Source organism: Oceanobacillus sp. M65 (genome assembly GCF_052246275.1).
Classification (GTDB): Bacteria; Bacillota; Bacilli; order Bacillales; family Amphibacillaceae; genus Oceanobacillus_B; species Oceanobacillus_B jordanicus.
On record NZ_JBQQCJ010000001.1, the window covers coordinates 195,319 to 211,975 of the forward strand.

Annotated in this window: 14 protein-coding genes and 1 riboswitch; of the genes, 6 read left to right on the plus strand and 8 right to left on the minus strand. The window is 36.0% G+C overall.

Going from position 1 to position 16,657, the window contains the following annotated elements; translation table 11 throughout:
• Positions 1-476 precede the first annotated feature (476 nt).
• Entirely contained in the window at positions 477-1,418 is a 942-nt protein-coding gene (locus ACTWPF_RS00985) for a DNA/RNA non-specific endonuclease (protein WP_443148013.1), read from the minus strand.
• 118 nt (positions 1,419-1,536) lie between these two features.
• Complete coding sequence (locus ACTWPF_RS00990; protein WP_443148014.1) at positions 1,537-1,905, minus strand: Swt1 family HEPN domain-containing protein; 369 nt, start codon at positions 1,903-1,905, stop codon at positions 1,537-1,539.
• Between the two features lie 308 nt (positions 1,906-2,213).
• Here ACTWPF_RS00990 and ACTWPF_RS00995 point away from each other — a divergent pair, with 308 nt between their 5' ends.
• The 5 genes from ACTWPF_RS00995 to ACTWPF_RS01015 all read left to right on the plus strand — a co-directional run bounded on the left by ACTWPF_RS00995 (position 2,214) and on the right by ACTWPF_RS01015 (position 9,287).
• The gene (locus tag ACTWPF_RS00995) at positions 2,214-3,140 is read left to right on the plus strand and encodes an HNH endonuclease (RefSeq protein ID WP_443148015.1); all 927 of its coding nucleotides are present in this window, start codon (positions 2,214-2,216) and stop codon (positions 3,138-3,140) included.
• A 709-nt stretch (positions 3,141-3,849) separates the two neighbouring features.
• Entirely contained in the window at positions 3,850-4,629 is a 780-nt protein-coding gene (locus tag ACTWPF_RS01000; RefSeq protein WP_443148016.1) for a DUF6602 domain-containing protein, read from the plus strand.
• A gap of 163 nt (positions 4,630-4,792) precedes the next feature.
• Positions 4,793-7,255 (plus strand): AAA family ATPase, encoded by a 2,463-nt coding sequence (locus ACTWPF_RS01005; protein WP_443148017.1) that lies wholly within the window; start codon positions 4,793-4,795, stop codon positions 7,253-7,255.
• On the plus strand, positions 7,230-8,291 hold the full coding sequence (locus tag ACTWPF_RS01010; RefSeq protein WP_443148018.1) for a 5-methylcytosine restriction system specificity protein McrC: 1,062 nt from the start codon (positions 7,230-7,232) through the stop codon (positions 8,289-8,291). The genes ACTWPF_RS01005 and ACTWPF_RS01010 overlap by 26 nt, the downstream gene beginning before the upstream one ends.
• Before the next feature lie 501 nt (positions 8,292-8,792).
• Positions 8,793-9,287 (plus strand): LURP-one-related/scramblase family protein, encoded by a 495-nt coding sequence (locus tag ACTWPF_RS01015; protein WP_443148019.1) that lies wholly within the window; start codon positions 8,793-8,795, stop codon positions 9,285-9,287.
• Between the two features lie 63 nt (positions 9,288-9,350).
• On the opposite strand, the gene ACTWPF_RS01020 is transcribed toward ACTWPF_RS01015, so the two are convergent.
• From ACTWPF_RS01020 to ACTWPF_RS01030, 3 genes are all read right to left on the minus strand, one after another.
• Positions 9,351-10,733: a M24 family metallopeptidase gene (locus ACTWPF_RS01020; RefSeq protein ID WP_443148020.1), complete on the minus strand. Its 1,383-nt coding sequence runs from the start codon at positions 10,731-10,733 to the stop codon at positions 9,351-9,353.
• A 515-nt stretch (positions 10,734-11,248) separates the two neighbouring features.
• Positions 11,249-12,358: a hypothetical protein gene (locus ACTWPF_RS01025; protein ID WP_443148021.1), complete on the minus strand. Its 1,110-nt coding sequence runs from the start codon at positions 12,356-12,358 to the stop codon at positions 11,249-11,251.
• A gap of 125 nt (positions 12,359-12,483) precedes the next feature.
• Complete coding sequence (locus ACTWPF_RS01030; protein WP_443148022.1) at positions 12,484-13,686, minus strand: MFS transporter; 1,203 nt, start codon at positions 13,684-13,686, stop codon at positions 12,484-12,486.
• Positions 13,687-13,739: 53 nt separating this feature from the next.
• Positions 13,740-13,838: riboswitch (purine riboswitch) on the minus strand.
• Between the two features lie 355 nt (positions 13,839-14,193).
• Between ACTWPF_RS01030 and ACTWPF_RS01035 the strand changes: the two genes are divergently transcribed.
• The gene (locus ACTWPF_RS01035; RefSeq protein WP_443148023.1) at positions 14,194-14,400 is read left to right on the plus strand and encodes a hypothetical protein; all 207 of its coding nucleotides are present in this window, start codon (positions 14,194-14,196) and stop codon (positions 14,398-14,400) included.
• A gap of 19 nt (positions 14,401-14,419) precedes the next feature.
• On the opposite strand, the gene ACTWPF_RS01040 is transcribed toward ACTWPF_RS01035, so the two are convergent.
• The 3 genes from ACTWPF_RS01040 to ACTWPF_RS01050 all read right to left on the minus strand — a co-directional run bounded on the left by ACTWPF_RS01040 (position 14,420) and on the right by ACTWPF_RS01050 (position 16,629).
• A complete protein-coding gene (locus ACTWPF_RS01040; protein ID WP_443148837.1) occupies positions 14,420-15,097 on the minus strand; it encodes a protein kinase family protein in 678 nt (225 codons plus the stop codon).
• Positions 15,045-15,218 carry a hypothetical protein gene (locus tag ACTWPF_RS01045; protein ID WP_443148871.1) on the minus strand — a complete coding sequence of 58 codons (174 nt, stop codon included), beginning with the start codon at positions 15,216-15,218 and terminating at the stop codon, positions 15,045-15,047. Before ACTWPF_RS01045 ends, ACTWPF_RS01040 begins: the two co-directional genes overlap by 53 nt.
• Before the next feature lie 379 nt (positions 15,219-15,597).
• Positions 15,598-16,629, minus strand: a complete 1,032-nt coding sequence (locus ACTWPF_RS01050; protein WP_443148024.1) for a hypothetical protein — start codon at positions 16,627-16,629, stop codon at positions 15,598-15,600.
• Positions 16,630-16,657 lie beyond the last annotated feature (28 nt).

Here is a 16,657-nt window from a genome sequence, read left to right on the forward strand (position 1 = left end):
GAAAATAAATAAAATTTCCATTAGGGGTGTTTTAAGAGACAAATGATACTAAAACTTTTAAATATTCGATTGGGTGTTACTATTCCAAGACTCGCAGTATTTGATTTTAGTGAAGAAAAGTAAGTAATACAACACTCAATCCAATACGAGAATTTACACTCCTTAATCGATTCTTTCGTGATTCAGGGTTACAACACTTTAGGTGGTAGGTCTTATTTTTTGGGAAATAGAGAAAATAATAGTGGTCGTTACTTTAATAGCCTTAAAATGTTTAACACATAAAAGCACTACTAGAAAAGGTATAAGGTTATTTACACAAGTTTATTGACAGTCCCTCCAATCCTTCTATCCCCCATAACTGTATAATTTTCAATTTCTTCTAGTAATATATTAACTTCAGTTGTTCCTGTATAGACACCCATTCGCAAATTGTTATAAATTTTCCTGCGAGGAAAACGTTCTTTAGTTCATTTATTTTACTCGCCAACCATCCCATCTCCATCATTATCTCGCATATAGGGGTATAACCAATGATCATCCCTTATCGGCATACTGAAACCTGCATCTTTCGCTTCTTTAATTGTTACTTGTCCATTACCATTAGTATCGACGCTAGAAACATCACCTTTTTCATCAGAACTAGAGTTATCTGAACTAGAAGTTTCGTTACTTCCTGATAATCCTAACGACTCATTAACTTCATCGGGGTTTAAATTATCGAACGTATCTACAACTGCGTTACCGTTTATATTATACGAATACTGATACTTTGAAGGTATTTGTGTTTCCGTATCTGAGTAAGAGATAACTGCTTCAAAATTAGTGGCCCCACCTGCGTTACGTATTGTGTCCTCCATGTACGCTTGGTCACCATGTCGGTTAAGTGTGCTTTCTTGAGGTGTAATATTATAAGCATTTGATACTCCACCTAAAGAGTCAGCAATAACATGACCCTCATCTAATACATCACTTTCGACACCTGGAACTTTTGCCTCGTCAGAGAAGTATCTACCAGACGATAGGACTGGTTCTGTACTGTCATCTTGTAGAATGATTTTTTCAGCAACGACTCTCACTAACTGACCATACTCATTAGTGAATGCCCAGTACTCCCTATCACCATATCCTATATCTACTACAACATTTGATTCTCGGTCTCCGCTTAAATCACCACCATCTACCTCTATTAGTTCGTATCCTGAAAAAAGGTCATCCTCTGTTTTGGTTGGTGTTTCTTCTAATACTGGTTCATAAACAACCTTAGTGGTATCTACTTCTTTTTCACTAATTCTATTAGGTGTGTTTCCTTCTTGTGGTTCTATTTCCCCCTCAGTAATGGTTGCATCATTTACCTCGGTACAACCAACCATAAAGATAATTGTTAAGAGTAAAATTATATAGTTCTTTTTCTTTTTCATTTTTAGACTCTCCTATATAGGTTTAATATTGTTCATTCTAAAATCTCGGAAATTAAATATAGATTACCATTAACCTATTAATAATAGTATCTTCCAAGATTAACTTTTATCTTGAGTATTATTGAACTGATATTATCAACCTATGTAAATTACTTAAGATTGTTGCTTCCTGTAAGTCTAATTTGTGACAATGAGCTATTTTATTTCTTATTGAAGGTAGATGACTTAAATAAGCTTTTTCTTTTGTAGTGAATATATTCTTAAGAGAGGGATAAATATTGAAGAAGTTCAATAACTCATGAAGGTTAGTAGAATCAATAGGTTTTATAAACCTCTTCATATGTTTCATAGGGGCAATGCAAAACCAATTTTCTCCATAATCACTAGTAAGTCTATTTTTTATAATCTTTCTTAATGTAGTTTCAATTTCGTATAGCTGCTTGTAGGCAGCTACCATTAATTCTGTATCTGAAGCTGTATTGTGCATAAATGAGGCACTCCTAGATATGTAATTTGTTATAATAGATGTAATGCGAAAAAATGCTGGATAGGTTGAATCACCGCGAGGTAATTTAGGGAGTTTAAAGGGAGATGACAAATATTAGCTGAAGTGCTATATGTATTAAATTTAAAATATTCATACTAATATGTCAACAAAATTGGCTCAAAGCGAGTAAAATATTTGATGTTTTATCTAATAAATAAAATACATAAAATACATAGTTTATTCAGTTAAGGACTCAGAATTTTAGCGGTGCTTACTATTTTCTAGGCCTAAGTTAAAGGAGCAAAAAAATGAATTACTTTCTTGTATTTCAAAACAAAAGTTACAATGAAGAACGATCTGGTGAATATTTATGGGCCCCGCAAAAAAATAAAACAGGGCAAAAATTTCATCACTGGACTGATATGAAAAAGGTCAAAAAAGGTGATATAGTTTTCAACAGTTTTAATGGTGAATTAGTTTCTGTAGTAGTAGCTAAAGAAGATGCCATGGAGCATGAAAGACCTTCTGATTTAGAAGGCTTGTCCCTATGGGAAAAAGAAGGTTGGATTGTATTTGCAGAGTACATAGATTTAGAAAGTCCTATAAAGTATAAAGACTATATGGAGACTCTGCTAGAATTACAAGGTGATAAATATGCTCCATTTAATAATTTAGGCCGGGGTAATACTGGGTATTTATTTAGAGTATCAACAGAATTAGCAGACTTCTTGTTTGGTGTTATAGAAAATAATAATGGATATTCAAAGGCGAATTTCCAGATTGAAAACAAAGCTGAAGAACATCTCATTAAAAAAGTTGAAGAAGACTTAGATTCAGCTATTGTTTTGGATGAAACGGAAAAAGAGTTAATTATTAATGCTCGAATTGGTCAATCATTTTTTAAGAGAAAGTTATTAAATATTGAAAAGAAATGTAAGTTATGTGGAGTTACGGATGAACGTGTTCTTATTGCAAGTCATATAAAACCCTGGAGTCGATCCAACCATCAAGAACGGTTAGATGTTAATAATGGATTATTACTTTGTCCTAATCACGATGCGTTATTTGATAAAGGACTTATAAGTTTTGTAAATGATAGCGAAATACTGATTTCAGCTAGTTTAGAAGAAGAAACTAAACTTTTCTTAAATATTAATGAAGAAATAAAAGTAAAACTGAAAGAACCTCAGCATCAGTATATGGATTGGCATAGAGAGAACATTTTTAAAAGATAAGAAACCAATATGTCGGCCAAGTACATACCGCCATCATCTAAATTGAAACTAAGTTATTTTGAAAAAAGGTATATTCCTGTTTCATGGTGGTTAATTCAAATAATTTGTCCTCTTAATTATTTGAAACATAGGGTGTATCGGAAGGGTGAATTTGTCAATTTGTTACAATTATGAAAGGAAATTATTATATTAGGTGATGTACTGGAACTTAAGCTTAAGGTCTCTCTAATATTTCAGATAAATAACAACTCAGATAGGAACGCTTTACTAAAGTTAAGAATTAATCCTCAGCTTGGGAGTGGGATAAGTGTAGTATATATACTCTCTTGTAAATAAGGAAATTATTATCCCACAAAGAAAGGCACAGGAGAAAGACTTCAACATATTGCAGCGAATATAGATAGGTGAAGGGAATAATTTTAACATCAATATTATTATTCAGGGAAAAAGACTGGAAGTTTACGAAAAACTAGCCGGAATTACACTAAATGAGCTAGAAGAAACATTAGTCCATTGGCATGTATATATATACGGTTTAAACCAATTACTCAAGGTACAAATAGGAGGGGTTAAGGAGATTACTGGGATAGTACATAACACTATTGGTTTAGATAGGTACATAAAAATACTAACGAAAGCAAGTAAGTATGTAGCTTTTATATCTTATAACTGTATAAAACATAGTTTTTTAAAATGGGAGGAGATACTTATGAATACCAATTTTGAAGAATTTCAGAAATCAATCTCAAAAGAGTTATATACTATTAAAGATAGAGTTAAAAACCTAATTGGTGATGCTCACTGGGGAGAAGAAGGAAGATATAAGGAGTCTGTTTTGAAAAATGTTGTAAGTCGTTTTTTGCCAAGCAACTTAAGCATCGGTTCTGGTTTTATAATCACTAAGGATTACAAAAATGGTAGAACAATTCGTTCTAGTCAGATTGATATAATAGTTTATGATAATACTTACCCTCTGTTATTTAAAGAAGGTGATTTCATCATCACTTCACCAGAAAATGTAAGAGCAATAGTGGAAGTTAAAACAGCTATACGGAGCGGGGATATTTCTGAAATAATAACAAAAGCAACCCAAAATGCAAAAATTGCTCCTTTTTCTACGTTTAATGGAATATTCGCCTATGAAAAAAGAGGGTTAAATTTAAGAACTAATTTAAATCAAAACTTGAGGAATGCATTGATTTCAAGTAATGGAGTTGTGAACCATATATGTTTAGGAGAAAATATATTTATTAAGTTTTGGGGAGTTGGAGAGAAACAGGAAGATAAGCTGGATAGAATTTATAGTTTTTATGAAATTGATGACCTTGCCTTCTCATACTTTATTTCAAATATGATAGAAAGTGTTGTACCAGATAAGGTATTTGATAAATCCTGGTTCTTATATCCAATACGAAATCAATTTGGAAAAGAGTTTTATATTGTAAGGGATTTAAAATTAAGTAATGAAGTAAACCGAACTCATATTTGATAGTGCGATTAAACGACATAAGAAAGGAGAAAGTACCTTTCTTATGAAAATTTTAAATCAAAATTTATGACTTCAATAATTTATTTATAAACAAGGAGCAGTTGGAATTAAGTGAATTTCTTAATATACTTAAACAAAAGATTTTAACAGGGGGAGTATGTTTATGCCAAAGTGGATCTTCCAAGGGAACCCTAAGCAATTCACTATAAATGAGGACAAGTATCCTGACCTGCATGATATTAATCAGTACGTGAAAGATGGGAAAATCATCGACTGGAGTATTCGTCAAAAGCAACATACGCATGAGGTTAAGACAGGCGATCAGGTGTTTATTTGGCGTTCAGACGGCGGTGATAAAAATACTGGGGGTATCATTGCTTTAACTGAGGTTTACTCAGAGCCGACGGATAATGGAGGGGCTTATTCACAAGTTGAATTAGAAGTTAAAGAAACGCGGTTGAATGAGTCGGGAGGTATGCTTCTTCGTCATAAGTTAAAGGAACTCCCTGAAACTCGAAATCTATTAATCATGAGGCTAGCGCAGTTAACTAACTACAAATTAATTGATGATGAATTTGATACATTACTAAGATTTTGGAAGGATCCTGAGCTGGTAGAAAAAAGGTTGGATAAATCATTAATTGAAAGATACTTACTTTATTATAAAGATGAATATGATAATTTCTCTAAGGAATTTGAGTACTTGGAAGACAGTTATCGTTATTTTCAAAAGTTCAGAGACCCGGAATATATTGAGTCAATGGAGTGGGAAGACTTTCAGCAAATAGGTGAACATGTTAATGCATACCGGATGCCACTTGCAAAAGGTCGTGCATTTGGAAAGAAGAATGCTTCCATAGAGAAATATCGCTCGTCCTTTCTTTATTTAATTTATGGAAGTGACCCATTGGAGTATCGTATGGAACAGTTTTTGAATAATGAACAGTATAAATTGTTCGGTATTGGATCAAGTGCTCTTAGTGAAATAATAGGCAATGTTTTCCCGGAAGATTACTGTTTTTATAACCAGCGGGATCGAGTAGCGGTCGAAAATGAATTGGAAATAGACCCTGGTTATCAGAGAGGCGATACTTTTTCTTCTAAGTTTATAAAGTTTCAAAAAGCAATAAAAGAGCATGATATAGCAGCAACTTACGGAAATGTTGTGGGAAGAAAAACCAATCTGCCAATCTATTATGAAGTCGATCAGTTTTTCAGTTTTATTTTTGATAAATTTAAGGATAAACACGCCATTGAGAAAGAAGCACCTAAATACTGGTTACTTGCTGCAGGTGAGAACGGTAGGTATTGGGATTATTTTAGGGATAATGAACAAATATCTATCGGCTGGAACGTACTAGGTGATTTGAGGAATTATAAAGATAAGAAAGAAATAGCGCAGTCGTTGAAAGAAAAGCATAATTATGATCACAACCCCAGAAATGACGCATTAGCCAACGAGCAGTTTGTCAGAGAAATAAAAGAGGGAGATTATGTCTTCATTAAAGCTGGTACATCTCAATTGGTTGCATTTGGGCAGGTAACGTCTGCTTACCAATATAGTCCGGAAAATGGTGCCCAACATTCTTTTAGAAATGTCGAATGGATCAGGTATGGTGAATGGGATGTTTCCGACTTGCCTATTCATCAGAAGACGTTAACAGATATCACTCCATATGAAGATTTTTTACAGGAAGTCTTGCAGAAGATAGAAATTATTAAAGAGCCTGAAAGTGAATACGTAGTAAACGAAAGTGAACCCTATACAACGGAACACATAACAAGTGACTTGTTTATGGACCTAGAAAAAGTAGAAGATGCAATAGAATCGTTAGACTATAAGAAGAATATTATATTGCAAGGACCTCCAGGAGTCGGTAAAACGTTTGTAGCGAAACGTCTAGCTTATTATCATATGGGTTCTAAATCTCCTGATAACATTGAGATGATCCAGTTTCATCAATCCTATTCCTATGAGGAGTTTATTCGCGGGTTTAAGCCAAATACGGAAGGTCATTTCGTGCTACAGGATGGATTGTTTTATAGATTTTGTAGGAAAGCACAGGAGCAGCCTGAAGAGAATTTTTATTTCATCATTGATGAAATAAACCGCGGCAACTTATCTAAAATATTTGGCGAAGTAATGATGTTGATTGAAGCGGATAAACGTGGAAAAGAATTTGAAATACAGACCACATACAGCAGAGAAGGAGAACATTTTTACATTCCCGAAAATGTATATGTAATTGGTACAATGAATACAGCTGACCGTTCACTAGCTATGGTGGATTATGCATTGCGGCGTCGGTTTGCTTTTATTGAGTTAGAGCCAGGGTTTAATACAGATTCATTTAAAGAGTATTTGCAGACGAAAGGTATTAGTCAGGGCTTTATTGATACAATTGATTCACTTATGAAAGAAATAAATACAGAGATTGTGAATGACAAAGTTAATCTGGGTAAAGGGTTTGAAATTGGACATAGTTATTTTACACCAGACCATGATATTGAAGATGAACAGGGATGGTTTGAACGTGTTCTACGGTTAGAAATTGAACCACTTTTACAAGAATATTGGTTTGATCAGGAGGATAAGGTTCATGAACTCCTCAACCGATACCAGTAAAATCCCTGTTAAGAATATTTACTATATGTTGGCATATGCTTGGGACCATCCCCACGAAAGTCGCATGATAGATGTGTATAGTGAAGATGAAAAAGATATTATTAATCTATTGAGTAAGATTCTTATTTTAAAGGGTAAATCTTTAGTCAAAAGAGGATTTTATAAGGAGTACACCCCAGTGAGAGAAGAGTCAGGGGTTATACGGGGTAAGGTGATTTTTAAAGAATCAATTGAAAACTTTTCCTATAAAAGAGGAAAGATGCATATTAAACATGAAGAGTTTATCGATGATATTTTGCATAATCAATTAATTAAAGCAACATTACTTCGATTGAGTATGTATGAGCATTTGGAAAAAGAATATTATGAAGACTTAAAAAGGATGTTGATGTACTTTCGAAGCATTTCAAGAATTGAATTAAAACCCAAGTTCTTTAACCAGGTTACATTACATCGAAATAATCAACATTACCGATTTATATTGAATATTTGTCAATTTATTTCTGAAAATGTGTTATTGCATGAGGGATCAGGAGAATCAGCATTTAATGATTTTTCCCGTGATCATATGAAAATGGCAATGCTCTTTGAGAATTTTGTTAAAAACTTTTACAGGCGTGAACATCCAGGATCTAATGCCAGAAGCGAAACGTTGGATTGGGGAGCAATCGGTGAGAAAAATGAATATTTGCCTTTAATGCATACGGATATTTCTATGATAATTGAAAACCAAAAATACATTATTGATACAAAGTTCTATCAGCACGGTTTGCTGGAATTTAAGGGCAAGGAAATTATTCGTAGCGGACATTTATACCAGCTATATGCCTATTTAGAGAATGACAATAGAAAGCGAAATGGTGATAAAGCGGTTGGTATTTTGTTGTACCCAAGAGTATACCAATCATTTTATTTTAATTATAAAATACAAGGTTTTCACATGAAAATATGTAGTGTTGATTTGGCTGAAAACTGGAGAGATATTGAGAGTAGGTTGAAGGGCATTTTGAGTAAGGCCGGTGAAATTACGAAGTGACGAACAGAAAATGAATAAAAAGGGAATAAATGGAGTTGCGATACTCTTTTTACTCCCTTATATCTTATATTTTCTTAAAATATATGTATCCAGTTAACATCAAAACTACTAAAAGAATTGCCTCTATATTTATTTCTCCACCTCTAATTAGAGAGTAAAAAAACGAGAGTACTCCAACAACAAAAAAGAAACCCGTAAGATTTTTTAGGATTTTATTGTACTTCTTAAGTATTTCGTGGGTTTTATTCATATATTAATCAACTTCCCTTTATCGATTTCAGTATTAAAGTATATTACAAATTTTAACATAAGTTTTAATGCTTCTGTAGATTTTGTAAGTGTCGATATAAAATTAAATTTTAAAAATATATGACAAAACTGGGAATAACCATGATTCCCTTATTGATAATACGAAACCTCATAAGCGATAAAATCGTACAATAGGAAATACTTCAGTGACTAAATAGATAAGTTTCCCACCAAAGGAAGGGTGTTCTTATTTTGAAACAATTGTTTATAAAACAAAAAGTGATGAGTTTTAACGACAAGTTCACGATAAAGGACCATCAGAAGAATGATGCTTATTATGTAGAGGGAAGTTTTATGAAAATCCCAAAAACATTCTCCATCTCGAATACAGCTGGAGCAGAGGTTGCACTTATAACGAAAAAGGTGATCAGCTTCCTGCCGAAATTTTATGTTGAGGTAAACGGCCAAGAGGTATTAACGATTAATAAAGAGTTTTCTTTCTTTAAAGCACGCTATTCTATTGATGCTGCTGGGATAGAAGTGCATGGTAACTGGTGGGATATGAACTTTGAAGTATTACAGCATGGGGAAGTTGTTGGGAAAGTGAATAAAGAATGGTTTACATGGGGAGATAGCTACAAGGCTCAAGTACTGAACGAAGAGATGGAGACTATCATAATTGCGCTCGTCATAGCGATAGACTGTGTGAAGGCTGAGCAAGCATCGTCTTCGCCAGCTACGACATAACTTCTTATTTAGCATTTAAGCCAGGATCTGTATGACATCGTTGCAGATCCTGGCTTAAAAAAGTTATTGTTTTTTACTAAATGCCAATGTTTTATTTAACAGGAGCGGGGTATAAAAGGCGACTGTATCGCTTAATGGGAGTAATTCTTCGCTAATGGACAGATTCAAAACATCTTGTAAATAGCTTCTTCTCGTTTGAATTCTATCCCATACCTCTGGATAAGTGTTTTTAATATCTGCTTGCAATGTTTTATCTGCAATGGCAATTGGTTCTTCACATGATGCTCCTGCATAACCTGGAACACTTGGGATAATGTCAATCTGATACATTTGACCACTTTTAACGACAGCTGTTGAATCCTTCGTGAAGGGCGAGGATAGCCATTCTTCATCACTTGTGAAGTGGCCCGGGTTTAAGGACCATCCATAGTCCTTTTTAGGCAAGACCTCTTCTATGATTTCATACATATCTTTGCCTGATTGACCGATTTTGATGGATTCTAACCAAGTCGCATAAGCAGTAAAGTAAGGCTTTGCTAGACGCTCAAGATAGTCTTTTTGCTCTTCTGGTAATTGCTCGGGCTCTTCCACTACATAGCCCACACGACTGCTTAATCCACCTTTATAGCCTACTGTAATGGAAAAGTTATCTTTATAATGGATTGCTTTATCCCTTGGATAGATTATGGCGTTTGTAAATCTAGCACCTGCAGCAGTAACGGTCGTAACGGAATTCGGCTGTCCATCCGACGCCAGGATGGAAGCAATTTCTTTTTCGGTCTTCCCCACCTCAATACTTTGTAGCGCTTGATATAAACGAGACCCAGCTAATGTTGCTCCGTATTCATAATGAGCAATTTCATTCGCATTATTAACAGTGCGAATTCCTTCAAGAGGAGAAAGGAGGGCTGGCGAAAAGTTGAACACCTTTCCTTGTGTCACATACTTTTTCAATTCATTTACAACAAAATAAGGGATGTCAAAAAGGTCGTTATTCTCATAAACGGTGCTCGTAAACATTTTCCAACCAATTAAGCCAACTTTAGAGTCTGGAGAAATATCGGCTTCTTTAAAATATTGAGCTAGTTCCTTTTCATTATTCATGGGTTGATTAGGCAAGGAAAAGTAAGGAACATGAATGGCTTCTGCTCTCACTCGTGATTTACTTGCTAACTTTAAATTTTCATTACCTAGCAATAAATAGCTTTTTCCGTTGCTGTGCAAAACAAGACAGGCCTCTTCAAAGCGGGGAATAAACCCAGTGAAATATTCGAAGTTGGCACCATGTTCACGGTCAGCATATATAATTGCTGTATCCACTTGATGTTCTTTCATTTTTCCCAAGAAATTTGTGTGGCGTTGGGCTAATGTTTCGTCTGTTAAAATAACGGATTGATTATTATGATGAATTTTCGGTGGTGTTAGCTGTGTTAATTGTATATCCATTTTTATTCTCCTTTTATTCAGCTACTGAGATGATATTGGTCACTTGACTCATTTCTTTAAAGCTATCATGATGTTTTGGTAAATCAGTTATTATCAAATCAAAATCCTTCCCTCATCTCTCATAACAAGAATATATGAATTAACATCAATTAACAAAGGTATCAATATGTATCCTATTGTTTAACTCTATTAATACAAAATGTTTTTTGTTAATTTCGAGAGAAGCATGGAGAGAATGGGAATATACTTGGAGTGGGAATTAATTTCATATGAAATGCGAATTGGTGCTATTCCAAAAACTCATTCTAAAGATGGGGTGGAAATAACACTGAAAAGAATTATGTATAGTGAACGGAAGAGAAACAGGGACGATTGATAAAGTCGCCCCCATGCTTTGTTTTCTCTTTTGGAACATTAATTTTGAAATTACATTAACTCTCAGAAGTTGCCGTCTGTTCATTTGACGGTGAGTATATTTGTCCTAACTCCTTTTTAAACCAATGGTAATATTATTCTTACTGATAATTAATTATCGCCGGGTTAGGATCTAGCTTCAAGACCTCTTCCGGACTCAACACAGGCTCATCTTTGTTATAAAAGATTTTAAATCCACCGTATTGGACTGCTTCGTTTCGGACGAATTTGCGATAGAGTGACATCTTGGTGGCAGAATCGCCCCACCCGTCATAGTTCAATGCCACTTCTACATTTTCGGTTGGTTGAATGGCATCTTTGTTCGTTAATGCTTCGTCCATAAACTGATGGACGAGGACAATTTTATCTGGTAAATCATTTTCTTCCACCATTTCCGTCAAGTAATCCACCGCTTCTTGCACTTCAGCCCCGTCTACTTGGCCAAGGTCGATACCCGGAGTTTCTCCCTCTTTTACATGGAATTCGGTATCAATAGCTAGGTGCACATGAGGCATCTTAAGCCATTTCTCTAGTGATTTAACTTGATTGATGACGGAATCTGTTCCGAGTTGGACATCCAGCATAAGTAACGCATCATTTTCTTCAGCTAGTTTGGCATATTCGTCAATTTTCTCTGGTGGAGTTGGATGGACGTACGTCCCTTCAGTCCCCGGGTCGCGCTGTGCTACGGTAGAAATGAGTTCAATCATTGGCACAGCAGGGCGTGAAGGATCTGCATCTGAATATGCTTGGGTCTGCTCTTTTAATTTCTCCATCAATTCATCTGGTTCCATTTCTCCCAATATCCCCATATTGCTAGAGTTAGGATGTCCGTAATAAGCCACGAGTCTATGATTCTTTAATGGACCATCGGTTAGATCATCGGCTCCTTTTACCAATGTTTCTCCGACTGGAACCATTCTAGTACGATCCCCTCCGCGAGCTTCTTCACTAGGCATCTTTTCAATCTCCTCTTCAGATAACGTTTCTTTTAGAGGAGAAGCATCTTCTGCTGGTTCCATTGCTTTGTAAGGTTGAGTGGGCTTCTCTTCTTCTGTTTCTTTCTTATCTTCCTTCTCATCTGAAGCTCCCTCTTCCTGTGCTGGTTCTTCTTCACTTTTTTCATTCTCTTGGGTAGTGGTGTTTTCCGAACAAGCGATCAGGAAAAACAGGATAAGCACTCCTGAGAATAGCAATGCTGATTTTTTCATGTTGTTCACTTCCTTATGTATTAATTTCTACTATCTATTATTCTAGATATATACCCTCATTTCAATAAAGTTAACAGAGAGATTTAAAAAAATGGAGAGTTCAGCTAGCGAACTCTCCAATCAGTTTAGTTTTGTTCCTGTAAAGGACGCTCTACTACAAAACTCTCCTTTGTCTTTTCGCTTCCTTTTGTTTTCCTTGTTAAAGAAAAGACTGCGCATGCTAGGGAGATGAGGACAATCACGCCGCCAAACCAAGCTGTACTGGAAACATTTCCAGTTTGATTTAGTACAACACCACCAAATGCTGATCCGAGAGAGATCCCTATTTGTAATGCTGAATTATTAAAGCTTTGCTGAATATCAGATGTAGCAGGATCTGTTTGAATCAAATAGCTTTGTTGTGGTGGAGCTAGACTCCAGCTTAATGCTGCCCAAATCATCATAATTGGCAGGAATACAATAAGTGAGAAAGTTGTAAATGGCAGTATAAATAGCACAACAGCAAAGGAAACAATCACTGCAATGATGCTTTTTGGAGCTCCAATTGAATCGGAAAGAAATCCTCCAAATGCGCCGCCACTTACTGCTGCAATCCCAAATAATAGATAACAGATGCTAAGCCAACTAGAATTCAAATGGAGTTCCGTTTCTAAAAATGGTGTGAAGTACGCATAAAGCGTGTAATGTCCTGCTAGCATAAACATGGTCGCGAGATGTGCACTCCCTAATTTTGCGCTACTCACTGCTTTTAGTTGTTTTGATAGTGGAATCGTTTTTTCGCCAGGGAATCGATCTAAAAAGATGGAAATAAGCACAAAAGAACCGATCGATAACAACGCAATTCCGAGAAAAATAACGCGCCAGCCGAATTGATCGGAAATCAGAATTCCCAGTGGCACTCCCATAACAAGCGATGAGCTAATCCCCATGTAAACAAGGCCTAGAGCCTTTGCTCGATGTGCTGGTGAAACCACTTTTGAAGCAATGGTTAACGAAAGTACTACGATGAGTGCTGTACTCATGGCGGTAATGACCCTTGCAACCATCATGAAGGTAAAGTTCGGACTGAAATAGGTCATGATATTTCCGATAAAGAAAATAGACAAGGATATGAGATATAACTTTTTTCGCTCCATTTTGCTTGTTAGGACTAGTAACACAGGTCCGGAAACAGCATAAATGAGTGCGAACACCGTGATTAGTTGTCCAGCAGAGCTTAATGAGATGTTTAAATCGTTTGCGATGGTTGGAAGAATTCCACCAACGACTAATTCAACAAGGCCAACCGCTACAGTAGATAATGCGAGTATAAAAACTTTTAAATTCATCTTCTTACTTCCTTTCGAATTAAAAAATAATAAAAAAATCCTGATTACAAAAAATGATTTAACTCATTTTCTGTAATCAGGATTTTAAGGTTCCTGGTAGACACCCTCAAGCCATATTCTGAGGTTATACAGGTTATATTAATTTAGTATTTAGTATAAGCGAGCACTTTAGATAGTTTACTAGCTTTCATCTATTTTATCAAGTAGCAATTTTTAGCTTTAAAATTTATAGTACGTTCTAAAAGTGTGAACAGGGTAAGGACTCATTATATCGAATCAAGCCTACCGATGGTGGCATAACGTAAGATTTTCGGGTATCTCCTAATAAAAAGCTAAGTGAATTGGTTCGGTTTACTACTACCTACCTTATGGGTATACTTAAAGAGTAAGCCGAATATATGAAACCTACCTAAAAGGTCATTCGTATATACACAAAAGGAGGGAACTCAATGTTTAAAAAGTTCCTAAAAGGCATTTCCAAAGAGATGAAAAAACGTGGTAGCAGCAGTGGTCGGTCGAAATACCGTCGTCATGGCTCTAGCAGTGGAAAAAAGCGGAGATATTACGGAAGTAGCAGCAGCGGACGACGTGGGCGTAATGCCTATCGTGGCTCAAGCCATTACAGAAAAAAAGGCCGTTACTCTAGCAGCTGATCGTTATTTGAATAAATTACAAAAAGACTCCATTTGGTGGGAAGATTACACGCCCTGCTAAATGGAGTTTTTAAGTCCAACTATGTTCTGCTATCCCGGTGATCACTTGCTGATAGAAGGCTTATCGCTTCCCTGATATCTGTAAGAACAGCTTCACACTGGGGATACGGCGATTCTATCTGTAGCAATCGTTTAAGGATATGGGTTGTTTTCGGATGGAGGCTTAGCTCTTCAGTCCAGGGCCTATTCCTTTTCGTTTCCCCATCATAGGAAGAGTAGAGAAGAAACAACAGGAAATCCCCTATATCAAAAAAGTCATCACGTGCTAACTGTTCTTTACGATCTATTGCTTTGTTGTCTGTATGCAAATTGTGTGCTAAACCAAAATCAATTAGATGAAGTTCATCGTTGTGAAGGAGGACATTTGGAATTCGGATATCACCATGGAACACGCCCTTGTCGTGAATATAGCAAATGATAGCAGTTAGCTTTTTAATGATTTCTAGACATTCTTTCTCACTGTACTGCTGCTTTTTGTCAAATAACGTATCTTCTACGTTTTTCCCCTCGACAAACTCCATGGAAAAGAACTGCTCATCCTCATACTCGAATATCTCTATTAATTTGGGAATGCCTGCATGGTCTAGCAGCTGAAGAATTGTTGTCTCTTGCTTATAATTCTCCGCGTTTTCTTTCTTCTTGCTCTTACGCATCTGTTTGGCTACACATCTTTGGCTGGCGTCCAGGTCCCAGCACAAATAGATGATGCCGTAACTTCCATTCTGTAACACTTTCTCTATTTTGTATCGCCCAGCCAGTGTTTGACCGATCGAATATTGCTGATCCATCATCCTCTGTCGCACTTTCTTTATCATCCAATGTATAACTTCCATGCGCACCTCTTCGTGTTCCGTTTGGTTGTATTATATCAAACTTAGGGCGATAAATTCAGAATCGTAAAATTGTATGTGGGGAAAACTGGAAGTGAAACGTAAAAAAACGGGCGTACCCTTCTATAGTAGCAAGGACATCACCCTAGGGATTATGCAAAAATGCTAAGCTCCGAACAGCCTACAGTAAGAAAGGCTCAATAAGTGAGTGATCCTTTCCCATTCCCCTTTGAAGGGGAAGATAGCTAATGGACTTAAGGTTTAAAAACAGCATACAACTCCCAGAATTTGAAGGATAAATCCAATGATTGCTTGGTGGATTTATCTTACCTGGAGCGTGGGGAAATAATAAAAGATCCGCAAAACTATTAGACCTGTTGCTCAATAAATTTGAGTATTTCCTTCTCTTCTTGTTCCGTAACGGAATACTGATGCTCCAACTCTTCCAAGTATTCTCCTGCCTTTTTCAGTTCTACCACGCCTTTTTTCATATACGATTTGTAATTGTCATTTACTTTGTTAATTTCATCCGCATATTTTTCATCAGTTCCAGGTGTAACGGCCCCTTCGTATAAATCAATGACTTCTTCATTTTCCTTTGTTGGAAAAAATTCATGGGGGTCCGTGCTGTCAAAAAGACAAAAAGGTAAATCTGGGACCAATACCATATCAAGACTATTTGGATCGAAACTACAATGATAAATTTCCGTATCATAACCATGTTCTATACAAGCACTTACTACTTTCTTCATAAAGGTAGATTTGCCTGTTCCAGCACGCCCTTTCACATAAAAGACATGGGAGAGGTTTTCCGTAATATGGGGGATGACATTGACAGGGCCATCCACGGTTGTCGTACCAAAAAGGCGATGGTATTCATGGGCTTCGCGGGTCTTCTTTGGCTGCCCTTGTAATCTTTCTTGAATAAATCTATCGGTCATTTCATCTGCCTTTTCAAAATGCATCTCTTTTATATAGATTTCTTCCAGGTCATCATGGATGCGTAATCCTGTTTCAAAACTTTTATATGCCTTTTCGGTGTGGTGCTTGAAGTTTTCATTTTGAATTGTGTTTTTTACCGAGGTTTTCTGTGTAAAGTTACTTAAATCCAGTTCGATAACCCCGTTCATATCACTTGGCACAATGGAATCATTTAAAAATGCGATCCCTTTTTCACGAATAACAACACCATCCAAGTAATCCTCACCTAACGCACTTTTCAACACTTCCACTGCATTAGTAGATTCATATTTTAGAACCAATTGACGGAGGATCTTTGCTTTTACCTTTTGGGAAGGGTGTTTTAGACTAATTACTTGCTGGAGGCCTTCTATATTGGAAGGTAGTAAGTTCAGAAATCCCTTGGCTGTATTGGCCGTTACATAATAATAATTTTTCAAGGAGTCACTTCCTTAATGGATTAAATTT

What these genes read in the sequence shown, in the direction of transcription:
- ACTWPF_RS00995 (WP_443148015.1), top strand. Translation starts at nt 2,214, where the DNA reads ATGAATTACTTTCTTGTATTTCAAAACAAAAGTTACAATGAAGAACGA.
- ACTWPF_RS01025 (WP_443148021.1), bottom strand. Translation starts at nt 12,358, where the DNA reads ATGAAAAAATCAGCATTGCTATTCTCAGGAGTGCTTATCCTGTTTTTC.
- ACTWPF_RS01010 (WP_443148018.1), top strand. Translation starts at nt 7,230, where the DNA reads ATGAACTCCTCAACCGATACCAGTAAAATCCCTGTTAAGAATATTTAC.
- ACTWPF_RS00985 (WP_443148013.1), bottom strand. Translation starts at nt 1,418, where the DNA reads ATGAAAAAGAAAAAGAACTATATAATTTTACTCTTAACAATTATCTTT.
- ACTWPF_RS01000 (WP_443148016.1), top strand. Translation starts at nt 3,850, where the DNA reads ATGAATACCAATTTTGAAGAATTTCAGAAATCAATCTCAAAAGAGTTA.
- ACTWPF_RS01020 (WP_443148020.1), bottom strand. Translation starts at nt 10,733, where the DNA reads ATGGATATACAATTAACACAGCTAACACCACCGAAAATTCATCATAAT.
- ACTWPF_RS01030 (WP_443148022.1), bottom strand. Translation starts at nt 13,686, where the DNA reads ATGAATTTAAAAGTTTTTATACTCGCATTATCTACTGTAGCGGTTGGC.
- ACTWPF_RS00990 (WP_443148014.1), bottom strand. Translation starts at nt 1,905, where the DNA reads ATGCACAATACAGCTTCAGATACAGAATTAATGGTAGCTGCCTACAAG.
- ACTWPF_RS01005 (WP_443148017.1), top strand. Translation starts at nt 4,793, where the DNA reads ATGCCAAAGTGGATCTTCCAAGGGAACCCTAAGCAATTCACTATAAAT.